Below are 23,970 nucleotides of genomic sequence, written 5' to 3'. Positions count from 1 at the left end.
GCCGGTATTATTGATGTAGTTCGCTGCTTTTGACAGCCTCCACGACGTCTTCTAGCCTCATTCCCCGAGATCCCTTAACGAGCACTACATCTTTAGGATGCAGTACACTCAACAGTTCCGATATGAGTTCAGCTTTATCAGTATATGCGTGAATGCTCTCTTGGTCCAAATGCTCGGCAGCGCCTTCGGCAATTTTGGCTCCCAATGCGCCATAGGTGAACAATCGATCCAATTTGCCGGCGGAAATATAGCCACCAATCTCCCGATGCAGCTCATTCTCGGTCGGCCCTAGCTCCAGCATGTCACCCAATACGGCAATCTTATTCCGATAGCCCTTCATATTCTCCAGCACCCCGATAGCAGCTTTCATGGCGGTTGGACTGGCGTTGTAGGCATCATTCAAAATTGTAATCCCACTGCGTCCTTTTACAACCTCGATCCGCATACCGGTGAGCTTTACTCCCGATAGCCCCTCCTTAATCGCCTGTTCCGACACGCCGAAATAACGAGCCACGGCGATTGCCGCGAGACCGTTGATAACGTTGTGCTGCCCCAGAAGAGGCAAGTGAAGCTGTGAATCGCCACCAGCGCTGGACGTAAATACCATACTATCATCCATATACATTAATTCTACGGGGTAATCATCATTCTGAGGATCGAGCCCAAAGGTCGTCGTATTGAAGTGAACCGGGTTGGAGGCAGCTGATTCACGGAGTACCTCCGCAAGGAGTGGTTCATCGCCATCATAAACAAGCAACCCTCCCGACTTCAACCCCGCCAAAATTTCCATTTTAGCTCTGGCGATTTCCAGTTTAGAGCCCAACTGCAGCAAATGAGCTTCCCCTATATTCGTAATGACGGCCACTTCCGGCTCGGCCAGCTTCGATAGCAATTCGATTTCGTGGCGCCCGCTCATCCCCATCTCCAACACGACAATATCCGCATCCGCAGGCATCGCAAGAATGGTCAACGGCAGCCCGATATGATTGTTGAAATTCCCTTGGGTCTTATGCACCTTAAATGTGGTGGAGAGCAGAGCGAATACGATGTCCTTCGTCGTCGTCTTGCCATTGCTTCCCGTAATTCCTACGACCCTTGCCCGGCTTTCCCGCAAATAACTCTGGGCAAGCCGCTGTAAAGCTCCGAGCGTATCATCTACGATAACAGCAGGGCCTGGCGGCAGCCCCTTAGCTTTGTCCCACAGTACTGCGCCAGCACCTGACACCAGACAATCCGCTGCAAAATCATGCCCATCAAACCGCTCTCCTGTGAGTGGAATAAATAAGCAGTTCTCTGAAATACTTCGAGAATCCGTGGTAACACCTTGTATCGTCAATTCGGCATCATCCGCCATGCGAAGTTCTCCGCCGCACATGGCTGCTACTTCTCTCAAGTTTCTTTTTATCACTTGCTCAAGCCCCTTATCGCTTCTTTAGCGACGATCCGATCGTCAAAATCATGCACCGCTGTTCCGATCAATTGATAGGTCTCATGACCTTTCCCCGCAATCAATACTACATCTTCACTGCTTGCCATTTCAATAGCCTTTTGGATCGCCTCACGCCGATCTACAATGAGCTCATAGCGCTCCTCGGCCACGTTGTCCTCTTTCAGTCCAGCGGCAATGTCGACTAGAATCGCTTCAGGATCCTCCGTGCGAGGATTATCTGACGTGATGATGACATGCTGTGCATAGCGGGCGGCTATTTGACCCATAATCGGTCGCTTCGTCCGATCCCTATCCCCACCGCAGCCAAATACACAAATTACCCGCCCAACAGCAAACTCAGTAACCGTACGCAGCACGTTTTCCAGACCGTCGGGCGTATGGGCGTAATCAACGATGACAGCAAATGATTGGCCTTCATCCACAGCCTCAACGCGTCCGTCGACCCCTTTCAGAGCTTCCAGGCTCTCTTTGATACGATTCAGCGTAACACCTTCTAATAAAGCTGCAGCAATCGCGGCCAAAGCGTTATAAACATTAAATTTGCCCACCATTCGAAGCGAAATGTCAGTGCTGCCCTGAAAGGTATCAACGTGAAAGGAGGTCCCTCGCGCAGTAATCACGATATTCGAAGCCCGAATATCCGCTGCTTTCTCCACGCCATAAGTCACGACTTCAGCTGCCGTTTGCTTCGCAAAATAGTCAGAAGCCGGATCGTCTGCATTAAGCACGGCATAAATGCGCTGTTCGGGGTCGCTCTCATAGGTATTCCCAAGTCGAGAGAAGAACAGCCCTTTCGCAGCCCGATACTCTTCCATCGTATGATGATAATCGAGATGATCCTGCGTTAAATTCGTAAAGACCGCGGTGCGGAACTTCGTTCCTTTGACCCGTCCTTGCTGGAGCGCGTGGGAGGATACTTCCATCACACAATAGTCCGCTCCACTCTCCGTCATTTCATTTAAATAATGCTGCAGATCCAATGACTCCGGAGTCGTTCTCGGCATTGGAACAGCCTTCCCGGCGTACTTTCGCTCAATGGTGCCGATCAGCCCCGTATTCATCTGTTGATCCGCAAGAATACGTTCTATGAGATAAGTCGTCGTCGTCTTGCCGTTCGTCCCTGTTACTCCGATCACTTTCATGCGTGAGCTCGGCGTATGATAGAACACGTTGCTTAAGATCGCCATAGCAAGCCTGCTATCCCTGACCTGAAGCTGCGGAAGATCCACATGTTCCAAATACCGTTCAACAACAAGCGCTGTTGCCCCCTGCTCAGCAGCCTGAGGAGCGAAATCATGCCCATCCACCGTATAACCCGGCAGACAAATGAATAAATCCCCCGCCTTCACCTGCCTCGAATCAATAGCAATGCCTTGGCACAGCGTCTCTCCATCGCCATGTATTCTAGATGCTATTAAATATGTAGCCAGCTCTGTCAGCAGCATAAGACCCCTCCGTCGATTTCTTTCGTTTTTACACTCACTTATATTATCACCAAGAGTATGGCGTTTCAGGAATATTATTCACTATGCTCATGCTCGATCTCAGCTTCCGATTCCTTACCCATGTAGATGCGGATCGTCGAGCCGCTCTCTACCCTTGTACCAGGCTTCGGTGCTTGATTGATGACAATAGTGCCTACCCCCGATTTAGCCAAAGAAAAGTTCATATTTAAATCCTCATATATTTCCTGCACACTGTGGCCAATCAAGTCCGGAACCACCACGATTTTCGTTTCCCCGTACTTATACTTCTTTGCCACCTGCTCCTTACGAGGAGGGATTTTCATATATTCCAGAGCATCAGTCAAAATATTTCGAACGATCGGCGCAGCCACAACACCCCCGAATTGAATGCCTTGCGGATTATCTACGGCAGTGTACACGACGATTTGCGGATCATCCGCAGGCGCAAAACCAATAAAGGACACGATATGCTCGCTCGTCGAATACCTTCCATTTATGACCTTCTGGGCGGTTCCCGTCTTGCCGCCTACACGATATCCGTCGATAAAAGCATTCCCCCCCGTCCCATTTGCTACGACGCTCTCCAGCGCATTCCTCACTTGCTTCGAGGTTTCTTCGGAAATGACCTGCCGAACGACGGTCGGCTCTACCTCGTCGACAACCTGTCCGGTATCAGGATTGATCCAGGATTTCGTGACATACGGCTTAAACAGCTTGCCGCCGTTAATTGCCGCCGAAACGGCAGTAATCTGCTGAATCGGGGTTACCGACACCCCTTGGCCGAAAGAAGTTGTTGCCAGCTCTACCGGACCAACCTGAGAGAGCTTAAACAAAATACCATTCTCTTCACCGCTAAGATCAATCCCCGTCTTACTGCCAAAACCAAAATCTTTAATATATTTAAACAAAGTTTCTTTGCCAAGCCGCTGTCCAAGCGTAACGAACCCTGGGTTACAGGAATTCTCCACGACCTGAAGAAAAGTCTGACTGCCATGTCCGCCCCTTTTCCAACAGCGAAGCGAAGCGCCAGCCACCTTAATATAACCTGGATCAAAAAACTTTTCGTTCAGAAGATCTACTTTCTTCTCTTCCAAGGCAGCTGCAAGGGTAATGATCTTGAACGTAGAACCCGGCTCATACGTCATCCAAATCGGCAGATTGCGATTGTATACCTCTGCAGGGTACTCCTGGTAGAGACCTGGCTCATATCCAGGACGCGCTGCCATTGCTAATATTTCTCCGTTTTTTGGATTCATAGCAATAGAGATCGCAGAATTTGCCTGCAATCTAGCCATCGCCTGATCGAGCTCCCGCTCCATAATGCTTTGGATCGTCTTGTCGATCGTCAGCTGCAAATTCAGCCCATCTTTCGGCTGGACATACTTCTCCGATGAACCCGGCATCAGCCTGCCGCCGGCATCAGATAAGTACGAAATGCTGCCATTCATCCCATTTAACTGGCTGTCGTATTTTTTCTCGACCCCCGTAAGCCCCTGGTTGTAGCTTCCCGTAAATCCAAGAATATGGGCAGCAAGCCCTCCATAAGGATAATACCTTTTGTTATCCTCAGCAACAACAATACCCGGGAGAGCCAAATCACGAATTTGCTGTCCTTTCTCCATCGTAATTTTGCGTCCGCCGGGTTGCAGCCTAACTATCGATTGTCGCTTCGTGATCGTTTTTAGAATCTCTTCCTCGTTCATTCCGAGCAAGGGCGCCAAGCTGCGAGCTGTAGTCTCTGGGGATTTAATCTGTACCGGAATCGCCATGACCGTCGGCGTCGTTATATTATAGGCGAGCGTAACCCCGTTACGATCGCTGATTTCTCCGCGTTTGGCAGAGAAAGGGATGTTACGGCGCCATGAGTCCTCCGCTTTGGCCGACAGTTCCGCTCCTTGGCCTAATTGAACATAAGCTAACCTGATGACCAGGGCCGCAAAAAGCAGAACCAGCAGCAGCAGCAACAGCAACAGTCTTCGTCTGACCGTAACCTTAGATACTTTCATAGATTGCCCCCCCTGTTTATTCCTCAAGACATGATCATACTGCTATCATGACTATTCAGGACAAACAGGGGTTAGAACAAGCTATGGGGTGGAGCTATCAACATCCTGATCCGCAGCCTCCGCTCGGTTCTCTTCCCCTTCATCCAAAGCAGCCTCGTCCGTTTCTTCATCAACCAGTTCTTTGCTAAGAGGCTCCAGTACAAGCGTCACCTGCCTTTGACCTTGAACCTGAGCCACCTGTTGGTCAACAACATACCCCTCACCTACCGTTTTCACAGACACCTGCAGCACCGACAACAACTCCATCGCATCGCGCAGTGATTGGCCTTTTAAGTTAGGAATATTCAAGTTCTGGCCTTCTTCCGTCAAAATGTACATATGCTGCCCTGTCTTCATATAAGTCCCAACCTTCGGGAATTGCGACACGACCTTACTTCCATTCCCCAAAGTAGCGTAAGAAATCCCCTTGCTTGCCAGCAAATCCTTCGCTTGCTGGACAGGCAAATCGCTAAGATTCGGGGCCTTTTTGTCACTTGTAAGCGATGCTGCCTGATTCTCTGCATTGTCTAGTTGCTTCGGCACTCCCATATACTGCAACGCTTGATTTAGAATTTTCTTAACAATCGGCCCGGCAGCAGACCCGCCGCCCAGTTCGGAATTGCTCGGTTCGTCAATAAGTACGAGAATAATGATTTTCGGATCTTCTACAGGCGCGTATCCAAGGTAGGAAACAACCTGTTTGGAGTAATCATATCCACCGCCCTTGGCCGGTTTAACCGCCGTACCCGTCTTAGCAGCTATACGATATCCTTCGATATAGGCATGACGCCCGGTTCCAATTACCTTATCCGAGACGACCTGCTCCAAATAGCCGCTTACTTCCTTCGCTTTCTCGGGCGACATGACTTCACGTATGACTTTTGGCTTCGTAGTTACCGTTTCCCCGGTATGCGGGTCAGTGATGGATTTGACGATGTGCGGCTCCATTAATTTGCCGCCGTTAGCCACCGCCGCTACCGCTGCTACCTGCTGAAGCGGGGTTACGAGCAATTTACCGTGCCCATAGGACATTGCGGCATAGTCGGCCTGGTATACAGGACTTACCGTCCCCTTGGCCTCGCCGGACAGCTCAATGCCTGTCTGTTGGCCGAAACCAAAGTCACGGACATATTGCTCGAGCAGTTCAGGTCCCAGCTTCTCATAACCAAGCTTGACAAAAGCAACGTTACTAGAACGCTTAACCCCTTCCAAATACGAAATAGCTCCCCATCCTGAACGCTTTACGTCATGAATCGTTTGGCCGGGTACGCGAATACTACCTGACATAAAGCTTTCGTTAGGGTTGAACAAGCCTTCCTGAACCGCTCCTGCCAAGGTAATGATCTTAAATGTAGACCCTGGCTCGTACACTGATTTAATCGCATGATTGTAAAAATTCCTCTGATCGACGTCCTTCCAATATTCATTCGGATCGAAGGTCGGCATATTCGCCATGCCCAGAATCTCCATCGTGTTGGGATCTGCGGCGATCGCCGTCATACTGATCGGGTTCAGCTCGGCATAAGCTTCCTTCATCGCCTCTTCGATATAATACTGGATTGTATAGTCAATCGTCAGCTGTAAATCATTGCCATTTTTTACTGGCGTATATATTTCGCTTGCTTTGGGAATTTCTATACCACGGCCATCGCTCTTATATTCAAGCGAGCCATCCTGACCTTTAAGCTGCTCATCGTAGGAAGCTTCGATCCCCGTCCCTTGAACGGCCTGGCCTTCACGATTGACATAACCAAGAATATGCGCAGCAAGACTCCGTCTCGGATAATAGCGCTTCTGTTCTTTGATGAGAATAATTCCTACATCTTCAAGCTCATATTTCTTTTCCAGATCATCTCTTAACTTCTCGACCTTCACCTTGACATCCTGATCAACCTTCCAGCCTTCACTACGCACTTCTCTCTGCCGGTAATACTTCCCATCTGCATTTTTGGCATTCAACAGCTCGCGAAGCTCGTCCTCTTTCTTCCCTAGAATTTCATGAAGTCCCTTCACGATATCTTCCTGAATGCCAAGCTCATGAACGAGCTGGGGATTAACGGCCACCGTGTAGGCGGGAGCATCCACTGCTAATATTTCTCCATTCCGATCTGTGATTTTGCCTCGGGTAGCCGGAATCGTCTTCTTCTTCGACCACACCTTTTCCGCATGGGCCTGCCAAAAATCTGCCTCAACAACCTGAATCCAAAACACTCTTCCCATCAATACAGCAAAAAAGAGGGTCGTTATTCCCCCTATAAGTAGTGTCCGCAATTTAATTCTCTTAATCATGGCTAGAACCTCTTTAAACCTTATTTCCGGGTGATCTTTGCGGCGTCTCCCGAATTCGCAGCTTCGCTGCCTGCCCCCGTTGAAACTTGTACATGAAATCCTTCTTCGTTCGGTTCTGTGTAACCGAGCTTAGCAGCTTCTTGAGGGATTTGCACCTCCAGCTTTTCTTTCCGAATCATCAGCTCGTTCATTTCGGCATTCATCTTCTGGATATCAGAATTTATATTGTACATATCCCGCTTCATGCCATAAAGTTTAGAATTTTGCCATAGCAGACCGCCCATAACGGCTACGCAGAACACAATTGTAAACATGTACAGCAGCTTCTCCCGCACAGGAAGCGTGGATTTACGAGTGACGACCTTGGTCGTTTCGCGATAGCGCTGTGACTGGTAGCCGCGTTGTTGTGTTTTTTCTTTTACCGCCAAATTACCCCGTGTATAGGCCATTTCACTACTCCTCCGCTACAGATTGCAATTTCTCCGCTACGCGTAATTTTGCTGAACGCGCCCGGGGATTATCAACAAGTTCCTGTTCTGTAGGAACTACCGGCTTCCGGTTGATGAGCTTCAGCTCTCCCTTTCCCCCACAAACGCACATCGGAAAATCAGGAGGACAAGTGCATTTCTCGACAAATTTCGCGAAAATCTGCTTGCAAATCCGGTCTTCTAGCGAATGGAAGGTAATCACTGAAGCCCTGCCGCCTGGCGCCAGGCAGCGAATCGCAGCGTGCAAACCATCTTCGAATGCACCGAGCTCATCGTTGACTGCAATCCGCAGGGCCTGAAAGCTTCGCTTAGCCGGATGCCCACCCGTTCGGCGCGCCGCTGCCGGGATCCCCTCTTTAATGAGTTCCACGAGCTGCTCCGTCGTTTCAATTGGGTGCTCTGAGCGCCTCTCTACGATCACTTTCGCGATCCGCCTTGAAAACTTCTCTTCCCCGTACTGGAACAAAATGCGAGCTATCTCACGCTCAGGCCATTCATTGACAATTTCTCTGGCTGTGAGGCTGGCTGTCTGATCCATTCTCATATCCAGCAGCGCATCCGCATTATAGCTAAACCCTCGCTCGCCCTCGTCAAATTGAGGAGATGATACGCCTAAGTCAAACAGTATGCCATCAACTTGCGGCACGCCCTCCTTTTTCGGCACCCATTCCAATTCGGACAATTTTTCCTGTAAATATCTAAAATTGCTTCGCACCAAGGTTAACTGCTCCCCATAAGAAGACAATTTAGCTTTGGCATGATCATGCGCCCAATCATCCTGGTCAAAGGCAATTAACCTGCCTTCTCTTCCAAGCCTGGACAGTATAACCGAGCTATGCCCTCCGCCCCCCAAGGTACAATCTACATAAATACCATTCGGCTTGATGCGCAGCCCTTCTGTTGCTTCTTCTTTAAGTACTGTGATGTGATGAAACAAGCTGCAGCCCTCCAGACCGTTTACAAATCAAAATTAAAATCAACCAGCTTCTCTGCAATGTCATTAAAGGTATCCTCCGACTGCTGGAAATACTGCTCCCAAGTGTCACGGCTCCAAATTTCAACCCGATTAGAGACACCCAGAACAACACAATCTTTCTCCAGCTTAGCGTACTGCCGCAAATTTCCCGGTAAATTTACCCTTCCCTGTTTGTCCCACTCGCATTCCGTCGCACCCGAGAAAAAAAAGCGGGTAAAGGCACGAGCGTCAGACTTCATCAAAGGGAGGGCTTTGAGCTTCTGTTCCAGCACGCTCCATTCCTCCATCGGATACACAAAGAGGCATTGGTCCAAACCGCGGGTAACCACAAAAGAGGCTCCAAGAAGCTCACGAAATTTAGCCGGTATAATAATCCGACCTTTGTCATCAATGCTATGTTGGAATTCCCCCATAAACATTGAACCGTCACTCCTTACCTCTTTCCCCCACTTTGCACCACTTTCCACCACTCATGACTAGTTATTCTGCATTCTAGCTTAAAATCCTCCTAGAAAGCAAATTATTTTTTAAAGAAAGCCCTGATTTTTAGAATCCTATGCATAATACCAGGTTTTACATAAAGCAGTTAGGTATAAAGTGCGTTGACAAAAGGACTAAAGTCCCTGGTTTCAATTATGCATATGACCTATACTCTTGCTCAGCATGAGAAGCATGACGCATGAAACCTGCTACATGATATAAGCAAAAAAAGGCAGTCCAGGAAAGTATATTTCCTGACTGCCTTAGTCAACAAATAAATACAACTACCTATTTAAGCTTACCTTAGTTCTCCTGCCAGCTATCCAAATAAGCACGCTGCTCTTCAGTAAGCTGATCAATGCTGACTCCAAGGCTTTCCAGTTTGTTCCGAGCCACGAGTTCATCCAATTCATATGGCACGTTGACAACAGAAGCACCGATTTCCTTATAATGCTCATTTACATATTTCAAGGACAAGGCTTGAAGCGCAAAGGTCATATCCATAATTTCTGCTGGATGGCCATCACCTGCTGCCAGGTTCACTAGACGCCCTTCCGCCAGAATGTACATTTTACGCCCATCCTTTAATTGATATTCTTCAATATTACGGCGTACGGTCCGCACCGAGGAGGAACGCTCTTCCAGCTCCGGCTTGTTCACCTCAACGTCGAAATGGCCTGCGTTGGACAGAATAGCTCCGTCCTTCATTACGTCATAGTGCTCACCGCGAATAACATCGCGGTTGCCCGTTACCGTTACGAAGAAGTCGCCAACTTTGGCCGCCTCAACCATCGGCATAACTTGAAAACCGTCCATGTAAGCCTCGACCGCTTTGATTGCATCAATCTCAGTCACGATGACGTTCGCCCCGAGCCCCTTCGCACGCATGGCAACCCCTTTGCCGCACCAACCGTAACCTACGACAACAACGGTTTTTCCGGCAACGACAAGATTTGTCGTCCGGTTAATGCCATCCCAAACCGATTGGCCTGTTCCGTAACGATTGTCAAACAAGTATTTACAGTAAGCGTCATTTACCGCCACCATAGGGAATTTTAATTGACCTTCCTTCTCCATTGCTTTAAGACGGAGGATACCGGTCGTTGTTTCTTCCGCGCCGCCGCGTATGTACTCAAGCAGGTCAGGACGCTCGGAATGAAGGATGCTGACGAGATCCCCACCATCGTCAATAATGAGATCCGGCTTGTTCTCCAGTGCGCGAATCAACAGTTCCTTATATTCCTTCGGATCAGGATTATATTTCGCAAATACCGTTACGCCATCTTCGACAAGCGCCGCACATACATCATCCTGGGTGGACAGCGGATTGCTCCCCGTAATCGTAACCTCGGCGCCGCCAGCTTGAACGACTTTAGCCAAATAAGCTGTTTTCGCCTCCAAATGCAAAGAAATTGCCACTTTCAAGCCTTTAAAAGGTTGCTCCTGCTCGAATTGTTTGCGAATACGACTAAGCACGGGCATATGGGCTTCAACCCAGTCGATTTTTAAATGGCCCTCCGGGGCCAGCTTCAAATCCGTAATCACGCTGTTCTGAATCGATTTTGTCGTCAAGTTAATTCCCTCCTAAAAATATCTGCTCGAATACCCTTTTTCTACCGCGTAAGCCGACATTAAGCATAAACCATTCTGTGCTGCCCCATCATTTCATACGGAACCTCCATCAGACGATCAATCCAGTCAATTCCATATCGATTCAAATAGGCATAAATATTAAAAACTCGCTCCTGCGGCTTATGCTGGGGAAACAAGGTAAATTCAATGCGGTCAAAATGTCGCAGGCCAGCTTCATTGCTTCTTTCCATCGCCTCTTTGACGCGCACCTGCAAAAAGTCCATTTGCTCGATTATCTTCGTTTTATTAGTGTTCCCAAGCTTGATCAAACCTTTCTCAACTTGACCTAGCTGCTCAATTAACGGATCGTATAAGCCGGCAAATGCCCTCTTCATTTCTGCAAACTGCGCATCAAGCTGCAGCTTATCCTGCTTTGCCAGCCAATCGGCCTTAATCCTTGTAAATGCGGTATGATCTATTACATCTTCCCATGACAAACTATATTTGTCCATATGCTTTTGCGTCGTGTCATCCATGATCGTAAACGACATTCGAGGCAGTAAAAGCGGCATTCGCAGCTCAAGCAGCTCGAACGCTTTACCGGTAAGACCCCAATAGGCAATTTCCCCGTTACCAAGGACAGAGCCAAGTACAGGAAGCAAATAGTCCTGCATGAGAGGTCGGGTTAACACATTGTTACTAAACCGCTCGGGATGTCTGTGCAGCTCGGCAATAAGTGCCTCCCGCGAAAAAGCGACCAAGCCTTTACGGTCAGTATACACATCCCCCCGCTTAAACAGCAGCAAGCGCTCCCCCTCTGCGATATAGAAAAGATTCGCTCCACCCTCCGCGACTTCTGCCTGTGGGCGGTAGCCCAGCGAGGTAATGTCTCTAGAGGCAGCATGATAAGCAGATTCCAGCTCATCATTGCTTCGAATCATCGCTTCAAACATCGGCACCTCCAGCCTACGCAGCGTCGGATCAGCAGAATCAAGCAATACAAGTCCGTACTTTCCAAACCAGGTACCAAGTAATCTTGCAAATGCTTCAGTCAATGAAGCGGAAACGGATAATGCGTCCCTTAATTGTCCTAGCAGATCCGCTTTAAATTCACTATCTGGAAGTAATTGGTCTAGATCTCTGACTGCCCTCTCCCATTCCTCGGCTTTGACTACAGTATAGCTGACCGAGCCTCTGCGACCATCCTCACGCGGAATACGAATTCGGGACACTTCAAGCTCGGGCGAGAGTACGTATGTATGGTCTACCTCATCCCAGTCATGATCCTCACCGGCGATCCAGAATACCGGAACAACATCGCGGCCCAGCTGCTTGGATGCCCGCTCAGCCGCCTTAATGATGGTTATGGCTTTATATATGACAAGCAGAGGCCCTGTAAACAGCCCGCTTTGCTGTCCTCCAACGATAACCACGGTTCCCGGCTGCCCCAGCTTGCTCAATGATTTCGTTACAGCAGGATTGGGGTTAAACCGTTCATTATATTGCCGCAGTCGCTGAACTAGCTCTCTCCGCCCGGCCCGAAGATGCTCCGTCCGATCGAGCCACTGCAGTCTAGCCGACCAACTTCCTTCTTCAGCCGGATGCCCACCAAATAAATGCTCCACTGCTTGAAAGTCTGATAAATAAGACTCCGCCAGCGGTTGACCAGATTGTAAAGGCTCTTGAACAACGTTCATCGGGTTCATATCCTCCTGTTCTATCGGAAACCTCCATTCGATTGTACCGAATGTACTCCTTCCCCGTCAAAGTGATTCTCATGGATCCGGCAAAAAGCTCTCTTCGTGGCGCAACGCGTCACAAAGAGAGCTTATCTGCACTACTTTTATTTCTTCGGCATGGATACCCAATGTCCCTTGGATACCTCAACCAACTCCGAATTCTCCAAATCAAAAGCTCCTCCGCTCGAAGCGCCGTCTTTCGCCGACTGAATCGGGCCATTGGCGTCGTCTTCAAGCAGAATGCGTTTCTTGTTTGCCTCAATTTCCGGGTCAGGGATCGGAATAGCGGACAAAAGCGTCTTCGTATACGGATGCATCGGATTAGCGTACAGTTCTTCACTTTCCGCAAGCTCCACAATGCGACCCAAATACATAACCGCCACTCTGTCGCTAATATGCTTCACCATGGACAAATCATGAGCGATGAATAAATAAGTCAACCCTAGACGATCCTGCAAGTCTTTGAGCAGGTTAACGACCTGCGCCTGAATGGACACGTCGAGTGCAGAGATCGGTTCGTCACAAATAATGAATTTAGGATTAACCGCGAGCGCACGGGCAATTCCGATGCGCTGACGCTGTCCGCCGGAGAACTCATGCGGATAACGCGTCGCATGATCCGGGTTAAGCCCAACCATATCCAGCAGCTCTTCTACTCTCTTCTTCCGTTCCGCCCGGCTGCCGGCCATTTTGTGAATGTCCAGCGCCTCACCGATAATATCGGTGACGGTAAACCGAGGATTAAGCGAAGCGTAAGGATCCTGGAAGATCATTTGCATATCGCGACGCATCGCCTTCATTTGCTTCGGAGGCAGCTTGTTAATGTCCGTCCCATTAAATCTCACGCTACCTGCAGTAGGCTCGTACAAACGAAGAATCGTACGACCGGCCGTCGATTTGCCGCAACCGGACTCACCAACGAGTCCTAACGTCTCGCCTTCCGCAATAGAGAAGCTAATATTATTCACGGCCTTCAGCACGTTTCCGCCGCCGACATTGAAATATTTCTTTAAACCTTCGACTTCGATCAAGTTTTTACTCAAGACGACTGCGCCTCCTTCGCCATCGGATGCAGATCCCAGCAGCGTGCGGTGTGCGTATCGCTAAATACGGTAGCCTCCGGATCAATCCGTCCACAAATCTTCATCGCCTGGTCGCAGCGGGCAGCAAACGGACAGCCGAGCGGCGGTTTAATCAAGTCCGGCGGAGTCCCGATAATCGGAATAAGCGGCTCACCCTTCTTCTGATCCAGACGCGGCATGGAACGAAGCAATCCTTTAGTGTAGGGATGCTGTGGATTTTTGAAAATCTCCCATTTCGTTCCCGTTTCGACCACCTCGCCAGCATACATAACAATTACGCGATCACACATGCCTGCTACGACACCAAGATCATGCGTGATTAGAATGATAGATGTGCCAAGACGCTGCTGCATGTCCTTCATGACATCCATAATTTGTGCTTGAATCGTCACGTCAAGGGCAGTCGTCGGCTCATCGGCAATCAGCAGAGCTGGCCGGCAAGCCAGCGCAATCGCGATCATCGCACGTTGACGCATCCCTCCGGAAAATTCATGAGGATATTGATTAAAGCGGGCTTCTGCATTTTTAATGCCGACAAGTTTCAGCATCTCAATCGCTTGAGCTTGAGCTTCAGCCGCTGACATATTCTGATGTTTGACTAACACTTCGGTAATTTGCTTACCGATCTTTATCGTTGGGTTCAGGGAAGTCATCGGGTCTTGAAATATCATACCGATATCTTTACCGCGAATAGCTTCCATTTGTTTAATACTTTTCTTCAGCAAGTCCTGTCCTTGGAATAGAACCTCACCTTGCTTGATTATCGATGGAGGGGACGGGATTAGGCGCATGATTGTTTGGGCTGTGACACTTTTCCCACTGCCTGACTCACCAACGATAGCAACCGTTTCCCCTTTACCTATCTCGAAGTTCATGCCGCGAACGGCTTTTACTTCTCCGCCTTTAACCTGAAAGGATACATGCAGATCCTTAACCTGTAAAATCGGTTCCATCATTCCACCTCCTATTTTTTCATTTTTGGATCCAGCGCATCACGAAGACCATCGCCGAAAACATTAAACGACAGCATAATTAAGCTGATCAGAATAGCTGGGAACAACATCCGCCAAGGGAAGTACAACCAGCCCGTAAGCGCATCATTGATCATCGAACCTAGAGAAGCGATCGGCGCTTGCACACCGAGACCGAGGAAGCTAAGAAACGCTTCAGCAAAAATCGCGTTCGGAACAGACAATGTAACCGTAACAATGATCGGACCAACCGCATTCGGAAGGAGGTGACGGAACAAAAGACGCCCCGAGCCGGCACCCATCGAACGAGAAGCCAGTACGAATTCACGGTTCTTCAGCTGCATAATTTCACCGCGGACAATCCAGGACATATTAATCCATCCGGTAATGGTTAAAGCCAGTATAATCGTGCCCAGACTTGGCTCCATCACGACGAGAAGCAGTATCGTAACCAATAGATAAGGAATCGAATATAGAATTTCTGAAAATTTATTCATGATCTCATCCACACGTCCGCCAAAATATCCCATAATGCCTCCGTATATAACACCGATCAACAAATCGATACAAGCGGCAGCCAAACCTACAATCAGGGAAATTCTTGCACCCATCCAGGTACGGACAAACACGTCGCGTCCGAGGTCGTCAGTTCCGAACCAATGCTCGACCGACGGCGGTGAGTTCGTATTCATATAATCGTTAGAATAATAGTTATACTCTGAAATCATCGGGCCAAAAATAGCGGCAAGCGTAATCAATATCAACATACCAAGGGCGCCCATCGCTAGTTTGTTGCTGCGTAAACGATACCAAGCATCTTTCCATGCCGAAATACTTTCACGCTGAATGACTTCAGCTTCCCTCTCGTCCGTGCCGATTTTGCGAAAATCTTCCGGCTTCAGGTCAGCAGGGGCCGGCATTATTTTCATTGGTTTTAGATCCATCCGTTACCCCTCCTTTCCTTTGCTGAGTTTAATTCGTGGATCTACAAATACATAAGCGATATCCGTAATAAACCGGACCACCATCAGCAGGATTCCATAGAATATCGTAATCCCCATAATGACCGGATAGTCGCGGGTGCTAATGGCCTCAACGAACTGCTTGCCGATACCGCCGATTCCAAAAATTTGTTCGATAACAACGGAACCGGTAACGATATTCGCCGTCATCGGACCTAAATAAGTAACAACCGGCATAATTCCATTTCGAATGACGTGGCGGAACAAAATAGCCATCCAGCCCAAGCCCTTCGCTTTAGCCGTCTTAATATAATCAGCGTGCAGCACTTCCAGCATGCTTGAACGTGTCAAGCGGGCAATGAAAGCGATCGGCTGAGCCGTCAATGCTGCTACTGGCAGAACATAATACAACGGCCCATTAAAGCCCATTGTTGGCAGCAATTGAAGCTTCGATGAAAAGACGTACTGAAGCAAGGTGGCGACAACGAAGCTGGGAACAGCAATGCCAAGCACCGCTAGCACCATCGCCACATTATCGATCAGCTTGCGATGATACAGCGCTGCCAGCATTCCGAGCAGTACACCAACGATAACCGCCACGACAATCGCAACCAGCCCGAGCTTCAATGAGGTCGAGAAAGTTTGTCCGATAATGTCGGAGACATCCTGATTGATTTTCTTCATCGAAATTCCGAAGTCACCTTGAACGACATTCCCCAAATATTTTAAATACTGCTGATAAACGGGCTTATCCAAACCTAATTGCTCATACAGACGCTCCTTAATGGCAGGTGGCACCTGTTTCTCTGAGGTTAAGGGATCCCCTGGAATTGCTTGCATCAGAAAGAAGGTGGCCGAGATCAGAATGAACAATGAGACCAACATATAGAAAAACTTATTGGCAATATAACGAACCATGCCCGTTAGCACCTCCTTTGATAAATTTCGACACATATCGATTTTAGGATAATTCTTTCACAATGTCTATTTAATATAATTGCCATAACTATATAAAGCTTGGAAGTTTCTTGACCACATACAAAAAAACGGGATATATATGGAATACCCACATATATATCCCGGAGTATTTATTCAGATTACTTGCGTTGATCCGTAATGTATGCGCGAGTATAGTCGATCGCACCGCTGAAATCAAGCGTTACGCCTTTGAGCCACGGCTTCTCTACAGCTACATTCGTGTAGTAGTAGATTGGCATAATCGCCATATTATCCTTTACAAGGATCTCCTCAGCTTTTTTGAAGTTTTCGTTACGTTTTGTGTTATCTTCCATAGCTTTCGCTTCAGCGATCAACTTGTCGTACTCTTCATTCTTAAAGCCGATGTCGTTGTTTCCACTATTGGAAGTCCACATGTCGATAAATGTCATTGGGTCGTTATAGTCCGCACTCCAGCCAGCACGTGCTACTTGGTAGTTCAGGTTTTGGCGGTTCTCAATAAATACAGCCCACTCTTGGTTTTCCGTTTTTACATCAACGCCAAGGTTGTTTTTCCACATATCCGCTACAGCAAGAGCGATTTTCTTATGGGCTTCACTGGAGTTGTATGTCAATGTAATGTCAGGAAGCTTGGTGTATCCTTCTTCTTTCATGCCTTCTTCGAGAAGTTTTTTAGCTTCTTCTACATTTTCTGTAAAGTAGTCATCTTTAACCTCTTTACGGTATTCGTCATTTACCCCTGCGATGCCTGGAGGAATAAATCCGAATGCCGGCAGCTGTCCGCCGAGTGTAACTTTATCGACGATGATTTGACGATCGATCGCCATTGCAAATGCTTTGCGGATTTTCTCATTATCAAATGGTTTAGCTGTCAGGTTGAATTGATAGTAATACGTACTTGCAATACCTTTAACTTTAAATTCGTCTTTCAGTTCTTTTTGAACAATTGGAATTTGGTCGGTAGGAATTTCCCCGTTCGGGTGCCCTGCACGATCCAATTCATTATTTCTGTAACTCGTGATTTCAGTTGCGCCACTATTTACAAGGGACATCGTAATTTTGTTCAGCTTAATGCTGTCTTTGTCCCAATAATTTTCATTCTTAGTCACTTCGATCGTTTGACCTTTAATCCAGCTTGTCAATGTAAAAGGACCATTAACAATCATTTTGCTTGCGTCTACTGCCCATTTCGCATCATCTTTAACAGACTGGTGAACAGGGTAGAACGTGTAAAAAGAAGTCAGACCTAGGAAGTAAGGCGTTGGTGCAACCAGTTCAACTTCCAACGTGTAGTCATCAACTGCTTTTACACCAACTTGGCTAAAATCAGTAATTTTACCTTCATTATATTCTTGACCGTTTTTCAGGTAATACATTTGGTATGCATAAGGTGCTGCCGGAGTCGTATTCGGGCTCAGAACACGCTCCCAAGCAAATACAAAGTCGTGCGCTGTTACGGGGTCACCATTGCTCCACTTCGCGTCTTGACGCAGGTAGAATGTATATTTCGTACCGTCCACATCCCACTTTTCCGCTGCTGCAGGAACAGGTTGTCCATCATCGTCAATCCGAGCAAGACCCTCATACATAGTTTTGAGGACAGTGTTAGCTTGGCTGTCTTGTGCTTGGCCAGGATCGAAAGTTGGCGGTTCTGCACTCAAGTTAACTCTAAGCGTTTGATCCGCAGCCAATTTCACCTCACCGCTGTTCGCATTCTCAGCTGGTGTATTGTTCTTGCCGCCGTTAGAGGCACCCTTGTCATTGGATCCGCAAGCAGCAAGCAATGTGCTGAGTGCCAATACCAATGTCAAAAGAAGCAAGAGACTCTTCTTCTTCTTCATCTAGCAATATCCCCCTTAAAAATTTGTGGTATATGTTTTTAGATTATACAACCAGCGGTCAAAAAAACCAATACATAATTTCAAAAATTGAACTATTGTCAATAAAATCCTTTCCTTTTTCTTAACAAAATAGTCCTTTTAACATTATCGGCTTCATCATATGCTTGATTTTTGAGCGCTAAAAGTAGCAAGTTATGAATATATTTCTCGCACTACGTTATGTTGGTTCAAACTGCCGAAATATATGTAATAAAACTGATCAAAAACAAGATAATGTAAGCAACGCCCGTGCCAGCAAACGCAAGCCTCCAAACCGCGCGAAGCAAACGCTTGATATCCACTTTCCCTTTCAGGCGATTCTGGGCACCGCCGATCAGTCCGCCAGCGATAAGCAGAATGATCATAATCAAATAAAGACCAAAGCCGGATTTAAACACGACATTAAACAGAGCTGCAGCTGCCAGAATTAGAAATAGCGTCGTTACATCCATCGCGAGAAGCAGAGCCGCTTTCTTATCTCTCTTCAAATAATAATGGATAAAATAGGCAAGAAAAAAAGGAATGATAGGTACAATAGCGAGAACGGCCAATGTGTTACTTAGCAGACTCATGGTTCCACCTCCTGCAAATAGTGCAAATCAATTCAATAAACTTCCGTAATAAAATGCCTTAATTGGCATATCATTTGTATAATCCGCGAACTAACCGCCATATCATTTCGTGACCTGGAACTGACATGCCGGATTGTTTAGCCATCTCTACAAGACGACCGTTAATATAATCGATTTCTGTAGGTACTCCCTGCAGTACATCCTTCAGCATCGAGGACATATTGATCGCCGTAGAGCGGCACACTTCCGATACGATATCATAAGCATCTCCCTCAAACGGGATGTTTCTTGCCTCATAAATCGCAATAGCCTCTTCGCATAGCTGCTGAAGCAGCTTTCTCCGTTCCTCGCTTTCCAACAATTCCCCATTGGTAATACGCCACATGGCGGTAAGCGGATTAATCACTGAATTAATCAATAATTTTCTGTAAATCTCCCTATCGATGTCTTTCGACAGAAGCGAGCAAAATCCTGCTGCATCAAAGGTATCAATTAATTTTTCCGCTGCATTTTGTAAGTCTATCTCCTTCCATATACTACTACTCCCTACATGCCCAACAGTAGTTACTCCCTTGCCAGCGCGAATCACTTGATAAGAACCACTCCGCTTTGCTCCCTCAGTCGTAATGACGGCATAAAGGGGGGTTTTGGGAAAGGCTTGGCTCAAAAACTCCACATGTCCGATTCCGTTTTGAAGACAGAGTATTTTCGTGTCATGACCTATTATTGGCTTCATCGCCTTCACTAGTGCGTTGTCGATGTGCCGCTGCTTTGTCGCCAATATTATCCAATCTGCATGCATTTGAGTCTCTAATCGGGTTGATGCTTCCTGAAGGGAATAAGCTGTCAAACTGGTGATATTCATGGGAGAACTTCCTTCTCCTTCCAGAAGCATAATCCCTTCCTTTACGAGCAACTTAGCCTGTTCATTTGTTCTCGTCCAAAACCGTACCCCCTGTCCGCTAGCTGCCAGTTTGCAGCCGAACATTAGACCGAGCGCCCCGGCTCCAACCACGTCGAATTTCATTTCGTCCACCCTCTTCGCATTTCTGTTATTTCCTTTATACCAAACCTTGCCTATGCAGCACAAAAAAATTCCGGCATGACCATGCCGGAATTTCGATTTAAACCACAATTTCATTATTCGATTCGCTCCAAATTTCCGTTCGCATCCATCTTGAATCTTGTCTTCTGTTCTTCGTCCTCTTCGTTGAGGAATGCAAGCCGACGTGCCCGATCCATAATTTGAATCAACGCCTTATAATCATCGTTAACGACACGATAATCCGTCTGCACTTCATTCACTTGATTCGATAGACGGTTCTTCTCTTCACGCAGAATGGCCAGTTCCTCGTCTTTCTCGCGTAGCTCTTTCTCTAGCTGCTTCACATATCTGCTCGTTTCCTGAACCGTGTTCTTCCACCCACGTAAAAAACGAATCACCGCATCGATAGAAATTGTCTCTTCTGTAGCACCTTCACTTTTATAGAGTCCCTCTTCTAGATCTACAGAGGCCAAGGAGGCCATTGAAGAATGATTCGCAACCGAACCTTGCTTTTTCATATAGTTCCGCTTCTGCCGCTGTGCTTTGGCGATGCCAATAGCCGCTTCGTACTTTTTACGGACACAGCTGTTCCAGCGAAAACCGCAAGCTGCTGCCGTTCTCCCGATTCGCTCCCCCACTTCTTCAAACGCAGTCAATTGGGTACTGCCTTCGCGGATATGGCGTAAGGTTACCTCGGCCAAAATCAAGTCATCCTCCGCGCTCCATGCATCTTGTCTCACAGCTGTCATGCTATAAAAACCTCCTAACGACATCCTAATATAACCGTCTTCCGGGCACGATTCCGGAGCCGGTGTATCGGTAAAAAAGCTTCTTACTCCATCCTATGCCTCTCATAGAGTTCATAGAATCTATTTGATACTATTTTGTATATCCAAAATAATGGGCTGTCATACCTCATTTGATAAAAAGAGGAAAATTCAACCCAAACGCTCCTTACAGTCCATAATACAAATCACTAATCAAGACTAAATCGTTAAACTTTTATGACTTTTCGTTTACAGTTGTTAGGGTAACGGGTATAATGAGGAATAGAAAATGAGATGTCGCCGATACATACGAAAGGGGGACTTATTTGTGGCACGCATGTACCGCGTCCTAGGCTTTTTCACGTTAACGATTGGACTTATGGCCTTCGCTGGTAATCATATTGAAATGGCCCTGCTATTTTTCCTGCAAACTGCTTTTTTCGTCATCTTCGGTTACTTGAAATTCACGGAAAAGACGTATATCCTGCTATTTTGGGGATATATGATCGTCGCTTTCACAGGCTTCAGTTATTGGACGATCTTCCAAATGGGATTACCTCTCTAATCTATAAGCGTGCTGGACGAGTATATTCAACTCACTCTTTCAATCAAGGGCGCCTTCGGCCGATGCCGAAGCGCCCTTTTTCGTGAAGACTATTTCAATTACTGTTATCATATATATATATAGATTTAACCCAAGGAGAGGAACGCTCTTGAACAGACGTATCAAATCCTTCTGCTTCTCTAGCGCACTTATTGCATCATTATTCCTGACATGGATCTTTCCTATTCCTCCAGTCAGCGCATTTCCGCTCTCCAACGAGGAGCAGGAAATTCTGGAGAAGAGTTTGTCCATCGTCGAAATTGACAGAGAAATCGCCCGGATTGAGATTAGGAGGCAGGAAGCTGAACGTTCCTTGCTTGACCTAACCGAAGCATTAGTCACGACGGAAGCAAAGATGCTTGTCAGTCAGGAGCGTGCTGGCGCCCGGCTCAAAGCTTACTATATGGGGGAGCGCGAGGACTTGCTTACCGCTCTGTTGTCGACAAACAGCTGGAAGGACTTTTTTAAGGTATTGGACTACTACGAATTAATCATGGAGAGGGATCGAGATATTCTGACGGCATACAAGAAAGATCTTGCCAAACTGAACAAATCGAAGAAACAGCTGTCGGCGCTAACCAACAATCTCACACAAATGAAAGAGAACTTATTGAAGCAGCGTGAACGTGTGATAGAGCTGCAGCGGAGCGTGGACAGCAAATTGGGAGCGAGCACCGATCCGGAGCATTTGCGAGTTATGATTGAAGAACTGACGACCTATTGGGAAAATGTCGGTTTACATGAAGTGCGCCGTTACTTCAGTGCCCTCGCTTCTGCCATGATGGATTTTCAGGACTTTTTAAAGGATCATCAAGACAGCCTAGTCTCTGAAAACGGAGGATATGTGCTTGTGATTCGCGAGGAAGATTTGAATGCTTTTCTGCACAGCAAAAATGCGCTTCTCAGCAACATGGCTTTCATATTCGAGAAAGAGAAAATCGTTGCTACAGGTAGCCGGGAAGGCCTCAATCTTCGAGTAGAAGGTCATTATACCGTAGAGGACGAACCTCAAAACGCCCTTATATTCCATGTAGATCGACTTGTATTTAACGGTTTAGAGTTACCCGATACAACGCGCACAGAGCTGCAAAATGATTTTGATCTCGGTTTTTACCCGCAAAAAATAGTTCCCTTCGTGAAAGCTTACGAGGCCGCTATTCAGAAGGGAACCTTAACGGTAAAGCTGAAGCTCTCTCTTTAGAGGGCTTCTTGCTTTTGGCTTTATTTTATTTTTCATCGCCAATTTGCGATATTTCTTTCATATATTGCTCTGGACCGATATGTCCATTCATAAACTCTATGGATAGGCGTGAAAATTGCTCTATTTGCTCAGGCAATATGCTGCTTACAGGCAGGGCGTCTGATTTGCTGCCCACTAGCGACGCCGGAACCCATGCTGGTATTTTGTTTTTTTCAAAATCAAAATACAGCGATTTTAATACAGGCATATGTCCCGTAATTTCATACCACTCCCGCTGTTTACTGGCCACGGTCATTTCCATGATCCAATTCCCAGCTGCTTCAGCATTGCTACTCTTGGAGGATACTACAAAGCTCCGGCCATAGTTCCACATCGCTTTCCCCGTATTCCCTGGTTCCGGCATAAATATTTTCATTCTCGGATGCTGCCCGTTTTTGATGTCAGAGGCACGTACAAGGCAAATCACAACTTCGCCGTCGTACATTCGTTTCCAAACGTTTGGCGAAGGCTGTGCTTCAACATGATAACGAAGCAAATAAGGCCGTATCTCCTCCAAGAACCGTATTCCTCGCTGCATTCCTTCCGTGATTTCAAAAATGGACGGGCTGCCCGTAGCCGTATTTCCTCCAAACTGCCATAATAACGATAAAGCCGCATAAGGCTCGGTTTGATCAACGGCAAGAAGATTTGGTATCTGGCTTTGCTTCTTAAACGCAGATAAGAGTCTCTCCCAGTCATCAACTGATTTCGGCGGCTGATCGAACCCCAGCTCTTGAATCAAGTCAGGATTGTATGCGAATACATAAGGATCGACATCAAAAGGAACACCCCAGATATATCCATTCCATTCATTTTGGGCTAACAAAGCACCTAGCACCTCCCCAGTCAAAGGACTGGAGTAATAGCGCTCCGCAGGCATGAGGTAGCCGCTAGATGCAAACTTGCGGATCCAATCATTTGGGAGCAACAGGACGTCGGGTGAATCGCCCAGCTCAAATTGCTGCAGTAAAGTCAGATGCGATTGCTCGCCCAAAGGGATATTTACTAAATCCACCTGATCCGCAGTTTGATTCATATATTCATCATTCATTTGCTGCAACCGGAGAAATTCCCCTTCATTCATCTGAACAGCAACCCGGAAATGGCCTGGCTCCTGCACTTCTTTAGGATTCGGAAGTGACATAGATTCTGGAATTGTATCTCCCTCATTGCGAATGAGGGTTGATTGCTTACTTGGAGACAAGTTAATCAAAGCAAGTAATAGGATAGCAAAAAGTACCCAATGATTTCTACGCTTCACAACTGTTCTTCCTCTCCGCGTTCCAATCTTCAGTCGACATTAATCAAACCCTATTGTAACAAATTACCTCATACTTTGTCCCCTACAAAACATGGTAAAAACCGCCGAAACTAAGTCCGGCGGC

General features: G+C 47.2%; 20 protein-coding genes. 2 read left to right on the top strand and 18 right to left on the bottom strand.

What is annotated here, in order from left to right:
- Window positions 1–7 precede the first annotated feature (7 nt).
- From EIM92_RS12570 to EIM92_RS12490, 17 genes are all read right to left on the bottom strand, one after another.
- Window positions 8–1,405, bottom strand: coding sequence for a UDP-N-acetylmuramoyl-tripeptide--D-alanyl-D-alanine ligase (locus EIM92_RS12570; protein WP_125085159.1), 1,398 nt, complete (start codon window positions 1,403–1,405; stop codon window positions 8–10).
- A complete protein-coding gene (locus EIM92_RS12565; protein ID WP_125082930.1) occupies window positions 1,405–2,895 on the bottom strand; it encodes a UDP-N-acetylmuramoyl-L-alanyl-D-glutamate--2,6-diaminopimelate ligase in 1,491 nt (496 codons plus the stop codon). The genes EIM92_RS12570 and EIM92_RS12565 overlap by 1 nt, the downstream gene beginning before the upstream one ends.
- A 74-nt stretch (window positions 2,896–2,969) precedes the next feature.
- A complete protein-coding gene (locus tag EIM92_RS12560; RefSeq protein WP_125082929.1) occupies window positions 2,970–4,922 on the bottom strand; it encodes a stage V sporulation protein D in 1,953 nt (650 codons plus the stop codon).
- A gap of 81 nt (window positions 4,923–5,003) precedes the next feature.
- Window positions 5,004–7,250, bottom strand: coding sequence for a penicillin-binding transpeptidase domain-containing protein (locus EIM92_RS12555; protein ID WP_125082928.1), 2,247 nt, complete (start codon window positions 7,248–7,250; stop codon window positions 5,004–5,006).
- A gap of 20 nt (window positions 7,251–7,270) precedes the next feature.
- A complete protein-coding gene (locus tag EIM92_RS12550) occupies window positions 7,271–7,699 on the bottom strand; it encodes a hypothetical protein (RefSeq protein WP_125082927.1) in 429 nt (142 codons plus the stop codon).
- Window positions 7,700–7,703: 4 nt separating this feature from the next.
- A complete protein-coding gene (gene rsmH, locus EIM92_RS12545; protein WP_125082926.1) occupies window positions 7,704–8,675 on the bottom strand; it encodes a 16S rRNA (cytosine(1402)-N(4))-methyltransferase RsmH in 972 nt (323 codons plus the stop codon).
- A gap of 20 nt (window positions 8,676–8,695) precedes the next feature.
- Window positions 8,696–9,133 carry a division/cell wall cluster transcriptional repressor MraZ gene (gene mraZ / locus EIM92_RS12540; RefSeq protein ID WP_125082925.1) on the bottom strand — a complete coding sequence of 146 codons (438 nt, stop codon included), beginning with the start codon at window positions 9,131–9,133 and terminating at the stop codon, window positions 8,696–8,698.
- A gap of 364 nt (window positions 9,134–9,497) precedes the next feature.
- Window positions 9,498–10,766 (bottom strand): adenosylhomocysteinase, encoded by a 1,269-nt coding sequence (locus EIM92_RS12535; RefSeq protein ID WP_125082924.1) that lies wholly within the window; start codon window positions 10,764–10,766, stop codon window positions 9,498–9,500.
- A 59-nt stretch (window positions 10,767–10,825) separates the two neighbouring features.
- Window positions 10,826–12,463, bottom strand: a complete 1,638-nt coding sequence (bshC, locus tag EIM92_RS12530; protein WP_125082923.1) for a bacillithiol biosynthesis cysteine-adding enzyme BshC — start codon at window positions 12,461–12,463, stop codon at window positions 10,826–10,828.
- Between the two features lie 146 nt (window positions 12,464–12,609).
- Entirely contained in the window at window positions 12,610–13,548 is a 939-nt protein-coding gene (locus EIM92_RS12525; protein WP_211344363.1) for an ABC transporter ATP-binding protein, read from the bottom strand.
- Window positions 13,545–14,540, bottom strand: coding sequence for an ABC transporter ATP-binding protein (locus tag EIM92_RS12520; RefSeq protein WP_125082921.1), 996 nt, complete (start codon window positions 14,538–14,540; stop codon window positions 13,545–13,547). The genes EIM92_RS12525 and EIM92_RS12520 overlap by 4 nt, the downstream gene beginning before the upstream one ends.
- An 11-nt stretch (window positions 14,541–14,551) precedes the next feature.
- Entirely contained in the window at window positions 14,552–15,502 is a 951-nt protein-coding gene (locus tag EIM92_RS12515; protein ID WP_125082920.1) for an ABC transporter permease, read from the bottom strand.
- Window positions 15,503–15,505: 3 nt separating this feature from the next.
- The gene (locus EIM92_RS12510; RefSeq protein ID WP_125082919.1) at window positions 15,506–16,438 is read right to left on the bottom strand and encodes an ABC transporter permease; all 933 of its coding nucleotides are present in this window, start codon (window positions 16,436–16,438) and stop codon (window positions 15,506–15,508) included.
- A gap of 179 nt (window positions 16,439–16,617) precedes the next feature.
- The gene (locus EIM92_RS12505; protein ID WP_125082918.1) at window positions 16,618–18,318 is read right to left on the bottom strand and encodes a peptide ABC transporter substrate-binding protein; all 1,701 of its coding nucleotides are present in this window, start codon (window positions 18,316–18,318) and stop codon (window positions 16,618–16,620) included.
- Window positions 18,319–18,545: 227 nt separating this feature from the next.
- A complete protein-coding gene (locus tag EIM92_RS12500) occupies window positions 18,546–18,929 on the bottom strand; it encodes a DUF3397 domain-containing protein (RefSeq protein WP_125082917.1) in 384 nt (127 codons plus the stop codon).
- Window positions 18,930–18,999: 70 nt separating this feature from the next.
- The gene (locus tag EIM92_RS12495) at window positions 19,000–19,956 is read right to left on the bottom strand and encodes a ketopantoate reductase family protein (RefSeq protein ID WP_125082916.1); all 957 of its coding nucleotides are present in this window, start codon (window positions 19,954–19,956) and stop codon (window positions 19,000–19,002) included.
- 113 nt (window positions 19,957–20,069) lie between these two features.
- The gene (locus EIM92_RS12490; protein WP_125082915.1) at window positions 20,070–20,723 is read right to left on the bottom strand and encodes an RsfA family transcriptional regulator; all 654 of its coding nucleotides are present in this window, start codon (window positions 20,721–20,723) and stop codon (window positions 20,070–20,072) included.
- A gap of 346 nt (window positions 20,724–21,069) precedes the next feature.
- Here EIM92_RS12490 and EIM92_RS12485 point away from each other — a divergent pair, with 346 nt between their 5' ends.
- Both EIM92_RS12485 and EIM92_RS12480 read left to right on the top strand, forming a co-directional pair.
- On the top strand, window positions 21,070–21,306 hold the full coding sequence (locus EIM92_RS12485; protein ID WP_125082914.1) for a DUF2626 family protein: 237 nt from the start codon (window positions 21,070–21,072) through the stop codon (window positions 21,304–21,306).
- Between the two features lie 148 nt (window positions 21,307–21,454).
- On the top strand, window positions 21,455–22,546 hold the full coding sequence (locus EIM92_RS12480) for a coiled-coil domain-containing protein (protein WP_125082913.1): 1,092 nt from the start codon (window positions 21,455–21,457) through the stop codon (window positions 22,544–22,546).
- 25 nt (window positions 22,547–22,571) lie between these two features.
- On the opposite strand, the gene EIM92_RS12475 is transcribed toward EIM92_RS12480, so the two are convergent.
- Window positions 22,572–23,846 (bottom strand): ABC transporter substrate-binding protein, encoded by a 1,275-nt coding sequence (locus EIM92_RS12475; RefSeq protein ID WP_125082912.1) that lies wholly within the window; start codon window positions 23,844–23,846, stop codon window positions 22,572–22,574.
- Between the last annotated feature and the right edge of the window lie 124 nt (window positions 23,847–23,970).

The sequence above is a fragment of the Paenibacillus lentus genome, from assembly GCF_003931855.1.
Taxonomy (GTDB): Bacteria; Bacillota; Bacilli; order Paenibacillales; family Paenibacillaceae; genus Fontibacillus; species Fontibacillus lentus.
The sequence above is the reverse complement of the archived record's forward strand: the minus strand, read 5'-3'. Positions and strand labels throughout refer to the sequence as shown.

Excerpts from the sequence above, each read along its gene's own strand:
- EIM92_RS12510 (WP_125082919.1), bottom strand. The coding sequence starts at position 16,438 with ATGGTTCGTTATATTGCCAATAAGTTTTTCTATATGTTGGTCTCATTG.
- mraZ (WP_125082925.1), bottom strand. The coding sequence starts at position 9,133 with ATGTTTATGGGGGAATTCCAACATAGCATTGATGACAAAGGTCGGATT.
- EIM92_RS12505 (WP_125082918.1), bottom strand. The coding sequence starts at position 18,318 with ATGAAGAAGAAGAAGAGTCTCTTGCTTCTTTTGACATTGGTATTGGCA.
- EIM92_RS12490 (WP_125082915.1), bottom strand. The coding sequence starts at position 20,723 with ATGACAGCTGTGAGACAAGATGCATGGAGCGCGGAGGATGACTTGATT.
- EIM92_RS12565 (WP_125082930.1), bottom strand. The coding sequence starts at position 2,895 with ATGCTGCTGACAGAGCTGGCTACATATTTAATAGCATCTAGAATACAT.
- EIM92_RS12515 (WP_125082920.1), bottom strand. The coding sequence starts at position 15,502 with ATGGATCTAAAACCAATGAAAATAATGCCGGCCCCTGCTGACCTGAAG.
- EIM92_RS12520 (WP_125082921.1), bottom strand. The coding sequence starts at position 14,540 with ATGGAACCGATTTTACAGGTTAAGGATCTGCATGTATCCTTTCAGGTT.
- EIM92_RS12560 (WP_125082929.1), bottom strand. The coding sequence starts at position 4,922 with ATGAAAGTATCTAAGGTTACGGTCAGACGAAGACTGTTGCTGTTGCTG.
- EIM92_RS12500 (WP_125082917.1), bottom strand. The coding sequence starts at position 18,929 with ATGAGTCTGCTAAGTAACACATTGGCCGTTCTCGCTATTGTACCTATC.
- EIM92_RS12555 (WP_125082928.1), bottom strand. The coding sequence starts at position 7,250 with ATGATTAAGAGAATTAAATTGCGGACACTACTTATAGGGGGAATAACG.
- EIM92_RS12495 (WP_125082916.1), bottom strand. The coding sequence starts at position 19,956 with ATGAAATTCGACGTGGTTGGAGCCGGGGCGCTCGGTCTAATGTTCGGC.
- EIM92_RS12550 (WP_125082927.1), bottom strand. The coding sequence starts at position 7,699 with ATGGCCTATACACGGGGTAATTTGGCGGTAAAAGAAAAAACACAACAA.
- bshC (WP_125082923.1), bottom strand. The coding sequence starts at position 12,463 with ATGAACGTTGTTCAAGAGCCTTTACAATCTGGTCAACCGCTGGCGGAG.